Below are 17,921 nucleotides of genomic sequence, written 5' to 3'. Positions count from 1 at the left end.
TGCGGCGGCGCCGCCCGGGCGAAACACCCCGGAAGCAATCGCGCCGACTTCCGGTAACGCGTCTCTCACAAGTCCACGGTCGGCCGAGCGGACCCCGCTGGCGGAATGCGACGGACCCGCCCGGAGCGGCAGCCGCTGACCAGGGCATTCCCCGCCGTGGCATCCGGCGCCCCCTGGCGTAACCCACCCGATACGGGCGCGCCACGGAGGCGAAACGAACGGCGGATGGACTGCAGTCGCACACCGTCCCCGACCGCAGGAGCAGATCGATGATCACCACCGTCGTCGCCGGCAACCCCAAGCCGGCATCGCGGACGCTCGACGCGGCCACGGTCGTGCTCGAACGCCTCACCGGTCGGGCTCCCGACAACGTCGTCGACGTGATCGACCTCGGCCCGGGCCTGCTCGGCTGGGGCGACGACGCGGTGTCGGACGCGGTGCGCACCGTCGCCGCGTCCGACCTCGTCGTCGTCGCCTCGCCCACGTTCAAGGCGACCTACACCGGCGTCCTCAAGCTCTTCCTCGACCAGTTCGCCACCGGGGACGGCCTCGCCGGTGTCGTCGCCGTCCCGCTCATGCTCGGCGCCGGCCCCGCGCACGCCCTCGCCCCCGAGGTCTTCCTCAAGCCCGTGCTCGTCGAGCTCGGAGCGACCGTCCCGGCTCCGGCCCTGTACCTCAACGACAAGCAGTACTCCGAGCCCGCATCGACCGAGGTCTGGCTCGCCCGGTGGCGCGACGTCGTCCTCGGCGCGACCGCGAGCCTCCAGGAAGGAACCCGCTCATGATCAGCCCCTACTCGCCCGAGGCCCCCGACCTCGGTGCCCTCCGTCAGGCGTTCTCCGGCTTCCCCTGCGGGGTCGCGGCGCTCGCCGCCGTCGTCGACGACGAGCCCACGGTGCTCGTCGCCTCGTCCTTCACCGTGGGGGTGTCGCAGGACCCGCCGCTCGTGATGTTCGCGGTGCAGCACACGTCGTCGACGTGGCCGGTGCTGCGTGCGGCCGGCACGATCGGGGTCTCGATCCTCGGCGAGGGGCACGCGCAGGTCACCCGGCAGCTCGCGTCGAAGGACAAGTCGGTCCGGTTCGTCGGCGTCGACACGACGGTGTCCGAGTCGGGGTCGGTCTTCCTCGAGGGGGCTCCGATCTGGCTCGAGTGCGCCGTCGAGCACACCTACCCCGCGGGTGACCACGACATCGTCGTGCTGCGGGTCCTCGGACTCATGTCGGACTTCGCGCACAGCCCGCTGGTCTGGCACCGGTCCGCCTTCGCGACGCTCAGCGCCTGAGCGCGCTGACGCAGGGACGGGAGGCGCGGTGCGGGTGGGGGGGACCGGCCACGCGCGCGGCGCCCCCCGTCCGGCTCTGCCGGGTCTGGCGCGCAGTGCCTCCGTCAGCTTCACCCGGCTGCCGGTGCGCAGCAGCGCGTTCTCGTAGATCCGGGCGCCGACGACCACGACGAGCACGACCGAGACCGCCACGATGACGAGGGACAGGATCGGCTCCCACCACTCGGCGGTCCCGAGGAAGATCCGCATCGGCATCCCGATCGGCGCGCTGAACGGCACGTAGGACATCACGCCGAGGATCGTCGGGTTGTTGTAGGCGACGATGATGAGGATGTACGGGATCATCACGAGCATCATCACGGGGGTGGTGACGCTGCCGACGTCCTCCTGGCGGGAGACGAGCACCGCGGCCGCCGCGAACAGCGAGGCGATGAGCACGAAGCCGATCGCGAAGAACCCGACGAACCAGAGCATGCTCGGGCCGAGCACCGTGAACATGTTGTCCTGCCCGGTGACCGCGAGCGTCACCGCCGCCGCGATCGCCACCGCGACGATCTGCGCGAACGCCATCACGCTGTTGCCGAGGACCTTGCCGGCCAGGAGTGCCCGGGCCGGGATCGCCGCCATCAGGATCTCGACGACGCGGGTGGACTTCTCCTCGACGACGCTCTGCGCGATCGACTGACCGAAGGTCACGGCGGACGCGAAGTACACGACGCCGAAGGCCAGCGCCACGATGTAGACCAGGCCGCCGGGGATCGCGTTCGGGTCGAGCAGCTCGATGCGGGGGGAGACGCTCAGCGCCTGGACGACGTCGGTCGGGGCGTCGTCGAGCCCCACGACCTTGTAGCCGAGCGGGTCGTCGGACGGCAGGACCGCCGCGTCGACGTCACCGTTCTCGACGAGTCGTTCGGCGGCGGCAGCGGTCGGCGCCTCGGTGACGTCGAGCCCCTTGCTGGTCGGCAGGCTGACCCCGTCGACGACCGCGACCGGGGTGGTGTCGCCCGCCGTGGCCTTGCCGACGATGCCGCCGACGACGATCGACGCGACGACCATGAGGATGAGGATGCAGGCGGACACGACGAACGCCTTGCTGCGGACGCGGGCCTGGATCTCGCGCGCGGCGACGAGCCGCACGGACTGGACGAACGAGCCGTTCATCGGACGACCTCCCGGAAGACCTCGCTGAGCCGCGGGACACGCGGCGAGAACGACCCGACGGTGCCGTGCTGGACGGCCCGCTGCAGGACGCGCTGCGCGGTGGCGTCGTCGGCCTCGAACACGGCGTACCCGCCGTCGAACTCGCGGACGGTGACGCCCGGTTCGTCGCGGAGCCAGGCGACGTCCCCGTCGACGAGGAGCTCCCACGCGGCGGGGCCGGCCTGCTTCCGCAGTTCGTCCTGTGGGCCGGCGGCGCGGATCGTGCCCCCGGCGATCACCACGACGTCGTCGCAGAGCCGCTCGACGACGTCCAGCTGGTGGCTCGAGAACAGCACGGGCACGCCGCCCGCCGCTGCCTCGCGCAGGACGGCGAGCACGACGTCGACGGCCATCGGGTCGAGGCCGGAGAACGGCTCGTCGAGCACGAGGACCTCGGGGTCGTGGGCGAGCGCGGCGGCGACCTGCACGCGCTGCTGGTTGCCGAGGGACAGCTTCTCGACGGCGTCGGTGGCGTGCGGCGCCAGGCCGAGCCGGTCGAGCAGGTCGGTGGTGCGGCTCGCCGCGGTGCGCTTGTCGACGCCGTGCAGCCGGGCGAAGTACGTGATCTGCTCGGCGACCGGCATCTTCGGGTAGAGCCCGCGCTCCTCCGGCATGTAGCCGAAGCGGCGACGGTCGGCCGGGCCGATCGTGGTGCCGTCGATGGACACGGTGCCGGCGTCGGCCTGGAGCACGCCGAGCAGGATCCGCATCGTGGTGGTCTTGCCGGCACCGTTGCCGCCGACGAACCCGGTCAGGCGTCCGTCGCCGACCGTGAACGTCACGTCGTCGAGCACGCGGCGGTCGCCGTACTGCTTGGTCACCCCGTCGATGGTGAGCATGTCGTTCCCCTCTCGCGGCGGTTCGCTCCGCCTGCGTCGACGCTATTGCGCGGGGTGCGACGGGCGCCTCCGGCTGGCGACGGGGATCGGGGCACTGCGGGCTCCGCCGCGTGGGGGAGCGCGGGTCGGACGGGGGTCTAGGCGGGGGTTCCGGCCACGCCGTGCTCGAAGGCCCAGACGACCGCCTGGATGCGGTCGCGCAGTCCGAGCTTCTGGAGGACGTTCGACACGTGGGTCTTCACGGTCGCCTCACCGACCCACAGCTCCGTCGCGATCTCGGCGTTGCTCAGCCCGCGGGCGAGCAGCCGGAGGACCTCGGTCTCACGCTCGGTCAGCCCTGCCGTGACGACCGCCTCGTCGCCGTCCGGTGCCGCGGGCGCCCCGGACCCGGCGGTCGCGCGGCTGATCACCCGGCGGGTCACGTCCGGGGCGAGGAGCGCATCGCCGGCGGCCACGGTGCGGACGGCGTCGATCAGCCGCTCGGGGGAGGCGTTCTTCAGCAGGAACCCGCTCGCCCCGGCCTCGAGCGCCTGGAAGAGGGCGTCGTCGTGGTCGAAGGTCGTCAGGACGAGCACGGCCGGTGGCTCCGGGAGCGCGGCGATCCGACGCGCCGCCTCGAGCCCGTCGACGTTCGGCATCTGGACGTCGAGGCACACCACGTCCGGTCGGAGCGTCCGCACGGCCTCGACCGCCTCGGCGCCGTCAGCGGCCTCGCCGACGACCCGGAACCCCGGCTCGGACTCGAGGATGACGCGGAAGCCGGCCCGGACGAGGTCCTGGTCGTCCGCGAGCACGATGGTCAGGTCGTCGGCAGCCATGCCCGCACCAGCCAGCCTCCCCGGGCGCGCGGCCCGATCTCGATCCGTCCGCCCACCGCGGCGACGCGTTCGCGCATCCCCACGTGGCCGAGTCCGCTGCCCGCGGTGTTCCGCGGTGCCCGGTCGCCGTGTCCGTCGTCGGTGACCTCGACCTCGACGCCGTCGTCGAGGTACCGCACCCGGACGTCCGCCCGGGCCGTCGGGCCGGCGTGCTTGAGGACGTTCGTCACCGCCTCTTGCGCGATCCGGTAGGCGACCGCCGAGACCGTGGGCGGGACGTCGCGGACGCTGCCCACCACGACGTACTCGGTCGGGTGCCCCGCCGTCCGAGCCGAGTCGGCCAGCTCGCCGATCCGGCCGAGCCCCTCGGTGCTCGGAGCCGCTCGGACTTCGTCGCCGCCGTCCTCGTCGGCACGGAGGGTGCCGAGCATCCGGCGGAGCTCCTCGACGGCGGTCCGGGCGCTCTGCTCGACCACGCCGAGCGACGCCGTCGCCTGCTCGGGGTCGTGGCCGATCACGCGTCGAGCCGCGCCGGCCTGCACCCCCATGAGCGACACGTGGTGCGCCACGACGTCGTGGAGTTCGCGGGCGATGCGCACGCGCTCGATCGTCACCGCCTGGGCAGCGCTCCGCTCGCGTTCGGCGGCGAGCTCGGCGGTGCGGAGGTCGAGCTCGTGCTTCGCCACCGCCGACGCCCAGGCCCGGTTGCCGGCGTACCAGGCAGCGCCGAAGTAGATGACGTTGATCACGATGTTGAGCAGCGAGAGCGCGATGTACGGCGGGATGAGGCCGCCGTCGTCGTTCGGCAGCGCGTTCGGCACCGCCCAGCCGAAGGCGATCGCGACGAACAGCCAGGCGAACATGCCGCCGATGACCACCCAGCGCACGAGCTCGGCGCGCACACGGTCCGAGCACCACGCACCGACCGTGTACAGGGCGATGAACAGCGTGAAGTTCACGAGGAAGACCTCGGGCACGTGCAGGATCTGCGTCGCCGCGAAGGCCAGCGCCGAGACGACCGCCATCGTCATCGGCCAGCGGCGGCGGAACGCGACCGGTGCGGCGTTCGCCACGACGAGCAGTGCCGAGACCCACCACGCTGCCTGGTCGTCGCCGTAGGTCCCGGCCGACCCGTAGAGCATCGTCGTGATCGCCAGTCCGGCGCCGAGGACCAGTGCGAGGAGGGCGTCCTGGCGGAACTCGCGGCGCCCCACCGGCAGCCGTGACCACTCCGCGGTCGTCCCCATGGTCACCACGGTAGCGGGTGCGATCGCCGGAGTAGCCTGCCGCCAACCGAACAGGGGAGGCACCATGCAGTTCCTCGTCAACGTCATCGACGACGGGCAGGCCGAGGCCGCCGGTCGGACCGAGTCCGCGACACGGGCCGAGGCGGACGCGGTCGACGCGCTCAACGAGCGGCTCGGCGACGCCGTCGTCTTCGCGGCCGGGGTGTCCGCGCCGTCGGACGCCGTGGTGGTCGACGCCCGTCGCGCCGAGCCGACCACGACCCCGGGGCTCGTCGGGGACCCGGCCGAGTTCGTCGCCGGGTTCTGGGTCATGGACCTGCCGGACGCCGAGACCGCGCTGCGGGTCGCGCAGGAGGCGTCGGTGGCGTGCAACCGGAAGATCGAGCTGCGCCCGCTGCTCTGACCCGCGCACCGAGCACGGCACAGGCGGCCGTCACGAGCGCCCCGGCCCCGAACGTGCCGAGCGACCCCAGCGGTTCGACGACCGCTCCGGCCGCCGCGGCACCGCCGGCCTGGCCGAGGACGAGCGCCACGAAGAGTACCGAGGTGCCGGCCGAGGACCGCTCCGGATCGATCTCGGTGGTCCACGCGATCAGGGCCCCGGTCGCCGCCGTGTACCCCCAGCCGAACACGGCGCACGCGACGAGCGCCACGGGCGTCCACTGCGGCACCGTGCCGAGCGCCAGCACACCGAGGGCGACGGCGGCGGTGGTGAGCGTCCACTGCGTCCGGGCACGGAGCCGACTCGTCCACCGGGCGGTCGCCACGACGGCGGCACCACCCGCGCCGAGCGCGATCCACGCGGACACCGAGACGGCGACCGGTGCGCCGGCGTCGACGAGCACCGAGCGGCCGTAGGTCCACACGACCGCCGACCCTGCGCCGAAGAGCAGGGCGAGCACGAGGACCGCACGGTGCGCCGTCCACCACGCCCGGTCCGGGGCCGGTGCTCGCTTCGTGGGGGTCTGCCCGGCCGTCGCCGTCCGGCGGGGCGACCACGAGGACGCGAGCAGGACCACCCCGATGACCAGCGCCGCGATCCCGGACCACGTCCACGCGGTCCGCCAGTCGGGCAGGAGCACGAGCGCGAGCACACCCGCGGCGACGAGGCCGGGGCCCGTCCCGGCGTTCACCACGGCCTGCGCCCGGCCCTGTGCCGGCTGCGGCACGAGGGTCGTCACGAGACTGACGAGTGCGGGCGAGGCCAGTCCCGCGCCCGCCGAACCGACGACCGACGCGATCGCGAACGCCGTGGGATCGCCGGCCGCGGCCATGCCGAGTGCACCACCGCCTGCGACGACGGCGGCGACCGACACGAGGACCCGGGGCACGCGGCCGGCACAGCGGTACCCGACCACGGCGCCGACGCAGTACATCGCCGAGGCTCCGGACGAGACCCACCCCGCAGCGTCGGCGCGCAGCCCGAGGTCCCGCTGGACGTCGGGCAGGAACAGCCCGTACGCCAGCCGGACCAGGCCGTACGTCGCGGCGATCAGGCCGAGGCCGCTCCCCAGGAACACCGACTGTCGTAATGAAAACGATCGTTTCACTTATGAGAGCCTAGGGTGCTTTCATGGCGATGCGTCCAGGAACCGAGCAGAAGCTGCTCGACGCCGCCGAGGAGCTCTTCTTCACCCGGGGCATCGCCGCGACGCCGATCGACGCCGTCCTCGAGCGCGCGGGGATATCGAGCGCCACGCTCTACCGCGGGTACGCCAGCAAGGAGTCGCTCGTCGCCGCGGCTTTGGCCCGTCGACACGACGACTGGCTCGCCGGGTGGGACCGGGCCGTCGACGCCGCCGATGACGACCGCGGCCGACTGCTCGCGGTGTTCGACGCTCTCGACGACTACCGCTCCACGCCGTCGGGGTCGCGGTGGTGCGCGTTCCTCGGCACGGCGGCCGAGTACGTCGACGCCCCGTCAGACGTCCGCGCGGTCCTCGACCGCGAGACGGACACCCTGCGGCGACGCCTGACCGAGTCGGCCGAGCCCGTGGTCGGCGCACACGCCGGGGCGCTCGCCGAGCAGCTGCTGCTCCTCGTCTCGGGGTACCTCGCGATGCGCCTCCGCGAACCGGGCCTCGGGACCGCTACCGCGCGTGCCGTCGCCGACGCGCTCCTCGTGTCGGCGGAGCGACCGGTTCCTGCGCGACTTCACACCTGACGTCCGCGTGTACCCGAGGTCCTCCGGTACCCGACTCGGTAGCTTGCCCGGTGTGCAGCGGATCCCCTCGACCCTCGTGATGACGCGTGTGACCGCGGACGGCATCGTCCCCCTCGCATGAGCAGCTCGCGCGCGGCCCGGATCACCCGCCGCTCCCTCCTCGCCGGCGGCGCCGCGGTCGTCGTGGCCGGTGCCGCTGCCGAGGCCGTGAACCTCCGGCTGCTCCCCGGCCGCTCGACGATGTACCGCGTGCTCGGCCTCGACGGCCCGGCGGGCACCGTCCCCGACGTCACGCCGGTGCCGACCGTGTCCGGGTCGTTCACGTCCCGCGCTCGGAAGGACCTCGAGGTCGGCTGGACGATCGCCGCGCCGCACTCCGACGGGCCCCTGCCGATCGCGGTCGCCCTGCACGGCTACGGCGACGACCACGCGGACTTCTTCGGCTCCCACCTCGGCTACGACCGGTTCCTCGCCGCGCACGTCGCCGCGGGCGGAGCGCCGTTCGCGATCGCCGCGGTCGACGGTGGCAACCGCTACTGGCACCGGCGCGCGGACGGCGACGACCCCGCCGCGATGGTCGTCGACGAGTTCCTGCCGCTGCTCGCCCGCCGCGGGTTCGACACCGCGCGGCTCGCGTTCACCGGCTACTCGATGGGCGGCTACGGCGCGCTCCACATCGCCGGCGTGCTCGGCTCGGCGCGGGTGCGTGCGGTCTCCGCGATCAGCCCCGCGCTGTGGCGGTCGGCGGGGGAGACGGCACGTGGCGCCTTCGACGGCCCCGCGGACTTCGCTGCGAACACGGTGCTCGGCCGACAGTCCTCCCTCGACGGCGTCGCGGTCCGCGTCGACTGCGGCACCGGCGACGGGTTCGAGACCGCCGTCCGCGCGTACGTCGACGGCTTCGCGACCGCACCGGCCGGCGGGTTCGAGCCGGGCGGGCACACCACCGCCTACTGGCGGCGGCTCGCGCCGCAGCAGCTGCGCTTCCTGGGTCGGCACCTGCAGGCCTGACGCGCGCCGACGGCGGCCTGGAGGCGCGGGTCGGCCCCGCACCGTCCCTCCCGTCCGTCGGCTGGTCGAGCCGACTCACGTTCCCGGTCTCGTCGGTGACCGTTCCGGTTCACGATCCCCGGGATCTGCGAACCGGAACGGTCACGGCGCGGACGACTTCAGCGGATCCCGCGCAGGCCGCGCACCGCGTCGGCGGCGAGCTCGGCGAGCCGTCAGGCGCGACCGCGGTTGCGGCGGCGGATCTCCTTCGGCGCCCGGCCGGCCATGAACGAGCGAGCCGGGTCGACGAGGAACCCCTGGCGCAGTGCCTCGCGGCCGACGAGCATCCGGAAGCCCATCTGGTCGCGGTTGCTCAGCGTGACCTCGGCCTCGAAGACACGCCCGGCGAGGGACATCTCGGTGAGGACCACGATGCGCTCCTGGGTGTGCCCGGTGGAGCTCCGGACGATGCGCCGGTCGTGCACGTCGCACTCGATCGTGACGGCGTCGGCGTCGGTGTCCTGCCAGGGGTGCACCGAGAAGCGGACCCGGTCGCCGGGGAGTTCCTCGAGGTCGAAGGCGTGCAGCGCCGAGCTGCGCGCACCGGTGTCGAGCTTCACCTTGATCCACGGGATGCCGAGGCTCGGCAGGGCCGCCCACTCCCGCCAGCCGGCGACCACGAGACCGCCGTTCGGTGACTTCGGTTCTCGGGCCATGTGCCCATCCTGTCGCATGCTTGGATGGAGCGTCGCCGTCGATTCCAACCCCGGAGCCTCCCCGATGAAACTCGCCATCCTGTCGCGTGCGCCGCACGCGTACTCGACGGAGCGCCTCCGGGCCGCCGCGATCGACCGCGGGCACGAGGTGAAGGTGCTCAACACGCTCCGGTTCGCGATCGACCTGACCGGCGACGACCCCGACCTGCAGTACCGCGGCAAGCTCCTGTCCGACTACGACGCCGTGCTGCCGCGCATCGGGAACTCGATCACCTACTACGGCACCGCAGTGGTCCGGCAGTTCGAGCAGATGGACGTCTACACGCCGAACACCGCCAACGGGATCACGAACTCGCGCGACAAGCTGCGGGCGAACCAGATCCTCTCGCGGCACGACATCGGCATGCCCGCGACGACGTTCGTGAACGGCCGCGCCGACGTCCGCGGGGCGATCGAGCGCGTCGGTGGAGCGCCCGTCGTGATCAAGCTGCTCGAGGGCACGCAGGGCATCGGCGTGATCCTCGCTCCCGAGGCGAAGGTCGCCGAGTCGATCGTCGAGACCCTGCACTCCACGAAGCAGAACGTGCTCATCCAGAGCTTCATCTCCGAGAGCCGCGGCAAGGACATCCGCGCGCTCGTCGTCGGTGACCGGGTGGTCGCGGCGATGCGGCGGAGCGCCTCCGGCGACGAGTTCCGGTCGAACGTGCACCGCGGCGGGACGGTCGAGAAGGTCACGCTGACGCCCGAGTACGAAGAGGCCGCCGTCCGCTCGGCGCAGATCATGGGCCTGCGGGTCGCCGGCGTCGACATGCTCGAGGGCAACGACGGGCCGCTCGTGATGGAGGTCAACTCCTCCCCGGGGCTCGAGGGCATCGAGCGTGCCACCGGCCTCGACATCGCCGGCGCGATCATCGACTTCATCGCGAACCAGGTGGCGTTCCCCGAGATCGACGTCCGGCAGCGGCTCTCCGTCTCGACCGGCTACGGCGTCGCCGAGCTGCTCGTGCACACGAACGCCGACCTCGTCGGGAAGACCATCAAGGAGTCCGGTCTCTGGGACCGCGACATCACCGTCCTGACGCTGCACCGCGGCTCGGGCGTCATCCCGAACCCGCGCAGCGGCGTGGCCCTCGAGCCCGGTGACCGCCTGCTCTGCTTCGGCAAGCTCGAGGAGATGCGCTCGATGATCCCCGAGCGCCGGAAGCGCCGCGCGAAGGTCCGCAAGCTGCCCAAGGAGCCGCGTCAGCCCGAGGCGTGAGGCACATCCGAAGTGCACTGTCCCCCGCCTGTCAGCGCATCCGGATCGCGTACCCAGGCCAGATGCGGAAGTATGTGTCGGTGACGATCATGACGGAACGGCCGGTCGACCAGGCGACGAGCACCGAAACGGAGCGGCCCGGCAACGCCACGGCCAAGCACGACAACGTCGCGCTGCTCTCCGTCGCGACGACCGTGGCGGAACGCGTGACCACCTCGGCCGACATCGAGGAGAAGCTCCGCGGGGTGCTGCGACGCCTGCGCCTGCCGATGGGGCTCCTCGAGCGCGTGGCCGGCGTCAAGGAGCGCCGGAACTGGGGCGAGGGCCAGTCCTTCCAGGACGCCGCCATCGACGCCGGACGCCGCGCCATGGCCGAGGCGGGCATCCGCCCCGAGGACGTCGGCCTGCTCATCAACACGTCGGTGACGCGCCCGCACCTCGAGCCGTCGGTGGCCGTGCGCCTGCACCACGGGCTCGGTCTGCCGTCGTCCGCGATCAACTTCGACATCGCGAACGCCTGCCTCGGGTTCGTCAACGCGATGAGCGTCGCCGCGGGCATGATCGACTCCGGTCAGATCAAGTACGCACTCGTGGTGGACGGCGAGGACGCCGACCAGGTGCAGCTCAACACCATCGAGCGCCTGAACCAGGGCGGCCGCAACCGCAAGGACTTCATGAGCGAGTTCGCGAGCCTGACGCTCGGGTCCGGCGCCGCAGCCGCCGTGCTCGGCCCGGCGGACATGCACCCGGGCGGCCACCGGATCGTCGGCGGCGTCACCCGCGCGGCGACGCAGTGGTACGACCTCTGCGTCGGCAGCGTCGACGGCATGTTCACCGACGCGAAGATGCTCCTCAAGGGCGGCATGGAACTCGTCGTCGCCGCCTGGAACGAGGCCCGCTCCCACTTCGACTGGGCCGACATGGACCGCTACGTGCTCCACCAGGTCTCCGACGTGCACACGAACGCCTTCGTCGAGGCCATCGGCGTCCCGCGCGACAAGGTCCCGACGACGTACGAGCGCTTCGGCAACGTCGGTCCGGCGTCGATCCCGATCACCCTCGCGGACGAGGTCGCCCGCGGTGCCATCCGCCCCGGTGACCGGGTGTTCCTCGGCGGTGTCGGCTCCGGCATCAACACGGCGATGATGGAACTGCGCTGGTGAGGTCCGGCCTCCCGCGCGTCGCCGCTGCCACGGCTCCGGCGACGCCCCCGCCGCCCCTGCCCGGACTCGACCCCGCCTGGTCGCGCATCGTCACGGTCCCCGCCGCTGCGGATCCAGGAGGCACGGCTCGCCCCGAGCGGTCGTGGCACCTCCTCGACACGGCCGGCTCCCTCGCCGCGCTCGGTGTGGAACCCGTCGGCACGCTGCTGTGCGTGCACGGCAACCCGACCTGGTCGTACCTGTGGCGGTCGGTGCTCCGCACCTCGCTCGACGTCGCCGCCGCCGGTGGTCCGGCGTGGCGGGTCGTCGCGGTCGACCAGCTCGACATGGGCTTCTCGGAGCGCACCGGCGTGCAGCACGGGCTCGCGGACCGCGTGCGGGACCTCGGCGCGCTGACCGACGAACTCCGGCTGTCCGGCCCGGTGGTCACCCTCGGGCACGACTGGGGCGGTGTCGTCTCCCTCGGCTGGGCGGTCGACCACCCGGACCTCGTGGTGGCCGTCACGACGTGCAACACCGCGGTGCACCAGCCCGACGACGCCCCGATCCCCGCACCGCTGCGGCTCGCGCTCCGTCCGGAGCTCCTCGGCCGTGCCACGGTGCTGACGCCGGCGTTCCTCGAGACGACGCTCGCGATCGCCCACCCGCGGCTCGACCGTCCCACCGCGGATGCGTACCGCGCGCCCTACCGCGGAGCGGCCCGTCGCGGGGGCGTCGGCGGGTTCGTGGCCGACATCCCCGTCGACGGCGACCACCCGAGCGCACCCGAGCTCGACCGGATCGCCGCCGGCGTCGCCGCGCTCGAGGTCCCCGCCCTCGTGATGTGGGGGCCGCGCGACCCGGTGTTCCTGGAGCGCTACCTCGACGACCTCGCGGAGCGGCTGCCGCACGCGGACGTCCACCGCTTCGAGGGCGCCGGGCACCTGCTGCCGGACGACGCCGACGTCGCCGGGACGGTCGTCGAGTGGCTCGGTGACCACCTGCCGGACGGGCGCGTGCCCGTGGGGGCCGAGCCGTCCCTCCTGGCCCGCACCCATGACGACGCCGACGTGCGCCGCCCGCTCTGGGCCGCACTCGACGAGCTGCGCGACAGCGACGAGGCCGCGCTCGTCGAGATGGCCGCCGCCGGCGGTCCCCGGACCGTCACGTGGCGGTTGCTCGCCCGTCGGGTCGACGAGATCGCGGCCGGACTGGTCGACCTCGGCGTCCGCGCCGGTGACCGCGTCTCGCTCCTCGTCACCCCCGGCGCGGACCTGACCGCCGTCCTGTACGCCAGCGTGCGCATCGGGGCGGTCGTCGTGGTGGCCGATGCCGGGCTCGGCCTGCGCGGCCTGACCCGTGCGGTACGCGGTGCCCGTCCCGACTGGATCATCGGCGCGCTGCCCGGCCTCGGGGCCGCACGGGCGCTCGGCTGGCCCGGTCGGCGCATCGCGACGGCGTCGTTGCCGGCGCCTGCTCGTCGGGCGCTCCGGGTCGAGCACACGCTCGTCGAGGTCGCACGACGCGGAGCGCAGCGCCTCGCACGGGGCACCGCGCTGCCCGGTGCGCCGTCGTCCGACGCGCCGGCCGCGGTCCTCTTCACGTCCGGGTCGACCGGGCCGGCCAAGGGCGTCGTGTACACGCACGGGCAGCTCGGCGCGGTCCGCGACACCCTCGCGGCGCAGTACGACATCGGCGTCGGCACCGGCCTCGTCGCCGGGTTCGCCCCGTTCGCGCTCCTCGGTCCCGCGCTCGGCGCCCGGTCGGTCGCACCCGACATGGACGTCACCGCGCCCCGGACCCTGACCGCTCGGGCGGTCGCCGACTCTGTCACCGCGGCGGACGCCACCGTCGTGTTCCTGTCACCCGCGGCCGTCGCGAACGTCGTGGCCACCGCCGGCGCACTCACGGCAGCGGACCGTGCGGCGCTCGGTCGCGTGCGGCTGTTCCTGTCGGCCGGTGCTCCGGTGTCGGCCGAGCTGCTGACCGCGGCCACCGAGCTCATGCCGAACGCGAGCGCCCACACGCCCTACGGGATGACCGAGGGGCTGCTGATGACCGACGTCGACCTCGACGGCGTGCGCGCCGCAGCCGCCGACGCCCCGGACGAGGACGGCATCTGCGTGGGCCGACCCGCCACCGGCGTCCGCGTGCGGATCGCCCCGCTCGACGACTCCGGCGAGCCGTCCGGAGCGCTCACCGAGGACCCGGGCGTCACGGGCGAGATCGTCGTCGCGGCGCGACACGTCCGCGAGCGGTACGACCGGCTCTGGCGCCAGAACAGGGTGTCGCGGCTCGGCGTGGCGGACCCGCGCGGGCACCGCACGGGCGACGTCGGCCACCTCGACGATGCCGGTCGGCTCTGGGTCGAGGGACGCCTGCAGCACGTGCTCACCACGGCGGACGGGGTCGTCACGCCCGTCGGTCCCGAGCAGCGGATCGAGCGCGTCCCCGGTGTGGGCCGCGCCGGGCTCGCCGGCATCGGGCCCCGCGGCACGCAGCAGGCCGTCGCCGTCGTGGAGACGACCGGTGGGCGCCGCACCCGTCGGCCGGCACTCGCCGACCCCGACCTCGCCCGGGCCGTCCGGGCTGCCGCGGGGATCCCCGTCGCCGCGGTGCTGACGGTGCCCGAGCTCCCGACCGACATCCGGCACAACTCGAAGGTCGACCGTGCACGGCTGTCCCGGTGGGCGGCCTCGGTGCTGTCCGGTGGACGGATGGTCCGGCCGTGAGGGTCCTCGTCACCGGTGCGAGCGGGTTCCTCGGGCAGGCGACCGCTGCGGCCGTGCGTGCTGCGGGGCACGAGGTCCGGACGTTCCAGCGACGGCCCTCCGGGGTCGAGGGAGTGTCGGACGTGCTCGGCAGCATGACCGACCCCGCAGCCGTGGCCCGGGCCGTCGACGGCATCGAGGCGGTCGTGCACCTCGCCGCCAAGGTCTCGCTCGCCGGCGACCTCGACGACTTCGTCCGCGTGAACGTCGACGGCACCCGGACGCTCCTCGACGCTGCACGTGGCGCCGGGGTCGAGCGGTTCGTGTTCGTCTCCTCGCCCTCGGTCGCGCACACCGGGTCGTCCCTCGTCGGCGCGGACGCCGGACCCGCCGAGCCCGCGCGGGCCCGCGGCGACTACGCCCGGACGAAGGCCGCGGCCGAGCTGCTCGCACTCGCCGCGGACGCCCCTGGGTTCGCCGTCGTCGCCGTCCGCCCGCACCTCGTGTGGGGCCCCGGTGACACGCAGCTCGTCGGCCGGATCGTCGACCGTGCTCGGTCGGGGCGCCTGCCGCTGCTCGACTCCGGCGCCGCGCTCATCGACACGCTCTACGTCGACAACGCCGCGTCCGCGATGGTCGCCGCGCTCGACCACGCCGCCGACGACGGGGTGCACGGCACCGCGTACGTGGTGACGAACGGGGAGCCTCGGCCGGTCGGGGACCTGCTCGCCGGGATCTGCACCGCGTCCGGGGTCCCGGCGCCGCGGGTGCACGTGCCGGCCGGGGTGGCCCGGTTCGCAGGGTCGCTCGTCGAGGCCGTCTGGCGGGTACGTGCGGGCGAGGACGAGCCGCCGATGACCCGGTTCCTCGCCGAGCAGCTGTCGACGGCGCACTGGTTCGACCAGCGGCGCACCCGTCGTGACCTGCAGTGGACGCCCGCGGTGTCGATCGACGAGGGGCTCGGCCGGCTCGCTGCCGCTCAGGCCTCGTCGGCGGCGACGTAGACCCAAGCCGTCGCGCCCGACCCGAGGGTCACCTCGACGCGCTGGTGGTCGGCGACCTCGTAGTCGTCGACGGCCCGCATCTGCCACTCGTGGCCGAGCGTGAGGGTCGCACCCTCGACGCGGTCCCCCGGGGTGCCCAGGCGCAGGATCGGGTGCCGGTCCGAGCCGCTCGGGGAGCGACCGTAGCGGACTGGAGGCGCGGTGCACGTGACCCAGATCGGGTCACGTGCACCGCGCCTCCGGTGGTGTCAGTGCTTGGTCGCCTTGGCGATCTTCTTGCCGAGCTTCTTGCGTGCCTTCCGCGAACGCGGGTCGTTCCACAGCTCGCGCGCGGTCTGGGTCTTCGACTTCTTGTTCACGGGGCGGGTGGCGCGCGCGCCGAACCAGAACCCGATGAAGACGATCGCGCCGATGAGGATGATGCGGTTGCGCATGGGGACTCCTTCGATGGTGGTGCGGGCGGCCGAGGACCTCAGCCGGTGAAGCGGTTCCAGAGCTCCGTGACGATGGGCCACACGTCGCCGGCGCGGTCGGCCGAACCGACGGCCACCAGGACGACCGGGACCGCGGTCACGGCGATGCTGACCAGGACGGCGAGCACGACGGCGATCGTCGCCGTGGTGGTGTGCCGTCGGGTGAACGCCAGGAGCAGCAACCCGAGGACCACGACGGCTCCGAGCAGCGCCACGATCGTCACCCGGACGAACGGGAACGGGACGAGTCCGGCGGTGGTGGCGGTGACCCCGCCGAGGAACCCGACGAGGGGGAGGAACGCACCGAGCAACGTCCCGAGGACCAGGACGACGCCGATGCCGCTCGCGATCCAGACGCCGCGGGGGCGGGGCCGCCGGACCTTCGTCCGGCGGTTGCCCGACCACGCGGTGGTCACGAGCGGTCCTGGCGGTGCCGACCGGCCTGCGCGTCGGTGTCCGACCCGGCCGGTGCGTCGTCAGCGGCCGCCTGTGCGGCTGCGTCGGCTGACTCGGCCGCTGCTGCGGCTGCGTCCTCCGCGGCGTCGGCAGCGTCCTCCGCTGCCTCGGCAGCCGCAGCTGCACGATCCGCGGGCGCCGCGGACTCGGTGGCAGCAGGTTCGGTCACGGTGTCGACGACGGCGTCACGTGCGCCGGCCGCGGCGTCCTTCGCCGAGTCGGCGGCGTCCGCTGCCAACTCGGAGGACCGGACGAGCGCCTCCGCTGCCGCGTCTCGGACGTTGCCGGTGGTCTCGGTGGCGCTGTCGACGGCGCGCTTCGTGGCGTCGGCGGTCACGTCGGCCGCACGACGGGTGGCGTCGGCCGTGGCATCGGCTGCCTTGCCGGCCTGCTCGACGGTGGCCTCCGCGGCGTCGCGGGTGGCGTCGGCGGCCTGTCGGGCGACGTCCGCCGTCGCCTCGGCGGTGCGCTTCGTCACGTCGGCCGTGGCGGACGCGGCACGCTTCGTGGCGTCCGCGGTGACCGTCGCGGCCTCCTTGAGCGCCTCGCCCGTGGCGTCGGTGGCCCGCTTGGTGGCGTCGGCGGTGGCGGTCGCGGCCTGCTTGACCGCGTCGCCGGTGGCCTCTGCCGCGCGGCCGAGCGGCGACTGCTCGTCGTCGAACGGGCCGTGCACGTCGAGCACGCGGACGTCCACCGAGGTCGGGACGTCCGAGAGCTGGCGCGTGGCCGACGTCACCTGCTTGCGGACCTCGTCGGCGACGGCGATCACCGGGTGCGGGTAGCTGACGACGACGGAGACCTGCACAGACAGTTCGCCTTCCTCGTCGTCGACCTGGACCCCGGCGGTCCCGGCACTGCGGCCGAGCTGCTTCCGCAGTTCGTCGGCCGCCCGCGAGGCGAAACCGCCGAGGTGGTGCACGCCGGGGACGCCCAGTGCGGTCTCCGCCGCGGTCCTCGCCACGATCGTCACGGTGTTCGCGTCGTCTGGCAGCGGCTGCGTGAGTTCCGCGGGCAGTGCCACCTCGGTGACCTGCGTGTGCGCATTCGGGTCGTGCTGCATCGTTCTCTCCTCGTTCGGTTCCGCCGGAACGCGTCGGGGCACTCGACCAGGCGAGTGCCCCGACACGGTTCGTGCGTCCTACTTCTTGAAGACGTCCTTGACGTCCTCGCCGGTCTGCTTGACGCTCGCGGCGGCCTGGTCCTTCTGGCCCTCGGCGACCTTGGAGTCGTCGTTCGTGGCCTTGCCGACCGCTTCCTTCGCCTTGCCGGCGAGGTCCTGAGCAGCGTTCTTGATCTTGTCGTCGAGTCCCATGACGGGTCCTTTCTTCGGTCGGGCGTGTGCCCGGTGGGTGGTGATCTGGTGGGCCGGGAGGCCCGGGTCACGTCCGGCTGACGGGTGTCAGTGGACGCGGGTGGGTTTGGCGAGGGTGGAGCGGGTGCCGCCGGTGAGGTGGACGAGGACGGGGATCTGCCGGCCGAGGGTGCGGTCCAGGACGGTGATGGCCTGGTCGACGGCGGTGAGGACGGTGACGGCGTCGCCGCCGCGGCGGACCGCGACGCGGATGCGTGCGGCGCGTTGCCGGCGGACGAGGTACGTGTCGACGCGGGCACTGATGAC

The 17,921-nt window shown here is 73.4% G+C and carries 18 protein-coding genes and 2 pseudogenes; 9 read left to right on the top strand and 11 right to left on the bottom strand.

Annotated features, from left to right (window positions below; all coding sequences use genetic code 11):
* Positions 1-269 precede the first annotated feature (269 nt).
* On the top strand, positions 270-785 hold the full coding sequence (locus HWD93_RS02420; RefSeq protein WP_261645926.1) for an NADPH-dependent FMN reductase: 516 nt from the start codon (positions 270-272) through the stop codon (positions 783-785).
* Positions 782-1,285: a flavin reductase family protein gene (locus HWD93_RS02415; protein WP_070418022.1), complete on the top strand. Its 504-nt coding sequence runs from the start codon at positions 782-784 to the stop codon at positions 1,283-1,285. The genes HWD93_RS02420 and HWD93_RS02415 overlap by 4 nt, the downstream gene beginning before the upstream one ends.
* 213 nt (positions 1,286-1,498) lie before the next feature.
* On the opposite strand, the pseudogene HWD93_RS02410 reads toward HWD93_RS02415, so the two are convergent.
* From HWD93_RS02410 to HWD93_RS02395, 4 genes and pseudogenes are all read right to left on the bottom strand, one after another.
* Positions 1,499-2,446: pseudogene (locus HWD93_RS02410) on the bottom strand (ABC transporter permease); the annotation flags it as partial.
* Positions 2,443-3,324, bottom strand: coding sequence for an ABC transporter ATP-binding protein (locus HWD93_RS02405; RefSeq protein WP_070418024.1), 882 nt, complete (start codon positions 3,322-3,324; stop codon positions 2,443-2,445). The pseudogene HWD93_RS02410 and the gene HWD93_RS02405, both read right to left, overlap by 4 nt.
* Positions 3,325-3,461: 137 nt before the next feature.
* On the bottom strand, positions 3,462-4,142 hold the full coding sequence (locus tag HWD93_RS02400; protein WP_071295732.1) for a response regulator transcription factor: 681 nt from the start codon (positions 4,140-4,142) through the stop codon (positions 3,462-3,464).
* Positions 4,124-5,389, bottom strand: coding sequence for a sensor histidine kinase (locus tag HWD93_RS02395; RefSeq protein WP_261645925.1), 1,266 nt, complete (start codon positions 5,387-5,389; stop codon positions 4,124-4,126). The genes HWD93_RS02400 and HWD93_RS02395 overlap by 19 nt, the downstream gene beginning before the upstream one ends.
* Positions 5,390-5,453: 64 nt before the next feature.
* Between HWD93_RS02395 and HWD93_RS02390 the strand changes: the two genes are divergently transcribed.
* A complete protein-coding gene (locus HWD93_RS02390; protein ID WP_229085446.1) occupies positions 5,454-5,792 on the top strand; it encodes a YciI family protein in 339 nt (112 codons plus the stop codon).
* On the opposite strand, the gene HWD93_RS02385 is transcribed toward HWD93_RS02390, so the two are convergent.
* A complete protein-coding gene (locus tag HWD93_RS02385) occupies positions 5,698-6,939 on the bottom strand; it encodes an MFS transporter (protein ID WP_261645924.1) in 1,242 nt (413 codons plus the stop codon). The genes HWD93_RS02390 and HWD93_RS02385 overlap by 95 nt on opposite strands.
* A gap of 23 nt (positions 6,940-6,962) precedes the next feature.
* On the opposite strand from HWD93_RS02385, the gene HWD93_RS02380 reads away from it, so the two are divergent.
* Together HWD93_RS02380 and HWD93_RS02375 are read left to right on the top strand one after the other, a co-directional pair.
* Entirely contained in the window at positions 6,963-7,553 is a 591-nt protein-coding gene (locus HWD93_RS02380) for a TetR/AcrR family transcriptional regulator (RefSeq protein WP_261645923.1), read from the top strand.
* Between the two features lie 117 nt (positions 7,554-7,670).
* On the top strand, positions 7,671-8,564 hold the full coding sequence (locus HWD93_RS02375; protein ID WP_261645922.1) for an alpha/beta hydrolase family protein: 894 nt from the start codon (positions 7,671-7,673) through the stop codon (positions 8,562-8,564).
* 212 nt (positions 8,565-8,776) lie between these two features.
* Here the strand turns inward: HWD93_RS02375 and HWD93_RS02370 are convergent, their stop codons facing one another.
* Positions 8,777-9,259 carry a RimK/LysX family protein gene (locus HWD93_RS02370; RefSeq protein ID WP_092388521.1) on the bottom strand — a complete coding sequence of 161 codons (483 nt, stop codon included), beginning with the start codon at positions 9,257-9,259 and terminating at the stop codon, positions 8,777-8,779.
* A gap of 64 nt (positions 9,260-9,323) precedes the next feature.
* Between HWD93_RS02370 and rimK the strand changes: the two genes are divergently transcribed.
* The 4 genes from rimK (at position 9,324) to HWD93_RS02350 (ending at position 15,374) form a co-directional block, all read left to right on the top strand.
* Positions 9,324-10,517 (top strand): 30S ribosomal protein S6--L-glutamate ligase, encoded by a 1,194-nt coding sequence (gene rimK, locus HWD93_RS02365; protein WP_070418032.1) that lies wholly within the window; start codon positions 9,324-9,326, stop codon positions 10,515-10,517.
* A gap of 89 nt (positions 10,518-10,606) precedes the next feature.
* A complete protein-coding gene (locus tag HWD93_RS02360; protein ID WP_070419407.1) occupies positions 10,607-11,680 on the top strand; it encodes a 3-oxoacyl-ACP synthase III in 1,074 nt (357 codons plus the stop codon).
* Positions 11,677-14,391: an alpha/beta fold hydrolase gene (locus tag HWD93_RS02355; protein ID WP_261645921.1), complete on the top strand. Its 2,715-nt coding sequence runs from the start codon at positions 11,677-11,679 to the stop codon at positions 14,389-14,391. Before HWD93_RS02360 ends, HWD93_RS02355 begins: the two co-directional genes overlap by 4 nt.
* Complete coding sequence (locus tag HWD93_RS02350; protein ID WP_261645920.1) at positions 14,388-15,374, top strand: NAD-dependent epimerase/dehydratase family protein; 987 nt, start codon at positions 14,388-14,390, stop codon at positions 15,372-15,374. The genes HWD93_RS02355 and HWD93_RS02350 overlap by 4 nt, the downstream gene beginning before the upstream one ends.
* Before the next feature lie 248 nt (positions 15,375-15,622).
* Here HWD93_RS02350 and HWD93_RS02345 read toward each other — a convergent pair whose 3' ends face one another.
* The 5 genes and pseudogenes from HWD93_RS02345 to HWD93_RS02325 all read right to left on the bottom strand — a co-directional run.
* Positions 15,623-15,808: a hypothetical protein gene (locus HWD93_RS02345; RefSeq protein ID WP_070418034.1), complete on the bottom strand. Its 186-nt coding sequence runs from the start codon at positions 15,806-15,808 to the stop codon at positions 15,623-15,625.
* Between the two features lie 38 nt (positions 15,809-15,846).
* On the bottom strand, positions 15,847-16,263 hold the full coding sequence (locus tag HWD93_RS02340) for an MFS transporter permease (RefSeq protein ID WP_070418035.1): 417 nt from the start codon (positions 16,261-16,263) through the stop codon (positions 15,847-15,849).
* Positions 16,260-17,363, bottom strand: a complete 1,104-nt coding sequence (locus HWD93_RS02335; protein ID WP_261645919.1) for an Asp23/Gls24 family envelope stress response protein — start codon at positions 17,361-17,363, stop codon at positions 16,260-16,262. Before HWD93_RS02335 ends, HWD93_RS02340 begins: the two co-directional genes overlap by 4 nt.
* Positions 17,364-17,441: 78 nt before the next feature.
* A complete protein-coding gene (locus HWD93_RS02330) occupies positions 17,442-17,615 on the bottom strand; it encodes a CsbD family protein (protein ID WP_070418037.1) in 174 nt (57 codons plus the stop codon).
* 87 nt (positions 17,616-17,702) lie between these two features.
* Positions 17,703-17,921 (bottom strand): annotated as a pseudogene (locus HWD93_RS02325) (hypothetical protein); the annotation flags it as partial.

The sequence above is a fragment of the Curtobacterium sp. C2H10 genome (assembly GCF_025407985.1).
GTDB lineage: Bacteria > Actinomycetota > Actinomycetes > Actinomycetales > Microbacteriaceae > Curtobacterium.
This window is presented reverse-complemented; position numbering and strand designations above follow the sequence as displayed.

Bases quoted from the DNA above. Each gene is read 5' to 3' on its own strand.
- HWD93_RS02420 (WP_261645926.1), top strand. From the start codon at position 270: ATGATCACCACCGTCGTCGCCGGCAACCCCAAGCCGGCATCGCGGACG.
- HWD93_RS02415 (WP_070418022.1), top strand. From the start codon at position 782: ATGATCAGCCCCTACTCGCCCGAGGCCCCCGACCTCGGTGCCCTCCGT.
- HWD93_RS02405 (WP_070418024.1), bottom strand. From the start codon at position 3,324: ATGCTCACCATCGACGGGGTGACCAAGCAGTACGGCGACCGCCGCGTG.
- HWD93_RS02400 (WP_071295732.1), bottom strand. From the start codon at position 4,142: ATGGCTGCCGACGACCTGACCATCGTGCTCGCGGACGACCAGGACCTC.
- HWD93_RS02395 (WP_261645925.1), bottom strand. From the start codon at position 5,389: ATGGGGACGACCGCGGAGTGGTCACGGCTGCCGGTGGGGCGCCGCGAG.
- HWD93_RS02390 (WP_229085446.1), top strand. From the start codon at position 5,454: ATGCAGTTCCTCGTCAACGTCATCGACGACGGGCAGGCCGAGGCCGCC.
- HWD93_RS02380 (WP_261645923.1), top strand. From the start codon at position 6,963: ATGGCGATGCGTCCAGGAACCGAGCAGAAGCTGCTCGACGCCGCCGAG.
- HWD93_RS02375 (WP_261645922.1), top strand. From the start codon at position 7,671: ATGAGCAGCTCGCGCGCGGCCCGGATCACCCGCCGCTCCCTCCTCGCC.
- HWD93_RS02370 (WP_092388521.1), bottom strand. From the start codon at position 9,259: ATGGCCCGAGAACCGAAGTCACCGAACGGCGGTCTCGTGGTCGCCGGC.
- rimK (WP_070418032.1), top strand. From the start codon at position 9,324: ATGAAACTCGCCATCCTGTCGCGTGCGCCGCACGCGTACTCGACGGAG.
- HWD93_RS02360 (WP_070419407.1), top strand. From the start codon at position 10,607: ATGACGGAACGGCCGGTCGACCAGGCGACGAGCACCGAAACGGAGCGG.
- HWD93_RS02345 (WP_070418034.1), bottom strand. From the start codon at position 15,808: ATGCGCAACCGCATCATCCTCATCGGCGCGATCGTCTTCATCGGGTTC.
- HWD93_RS02335 (WP_261645919.1), bottom strand. From the start codon at position 17,363: ATGCAGCACGACCCGAATGCGCACACGCAGGTCACCGAGGTGGCACTG.
- HWD93_RS02330 (WP_070418037.1), bottom strand. From the start codon at position 17,615: ATGGGACTCGACGACAAGATCAAGAACGCTGCTCAGGACCTCGCCGGC.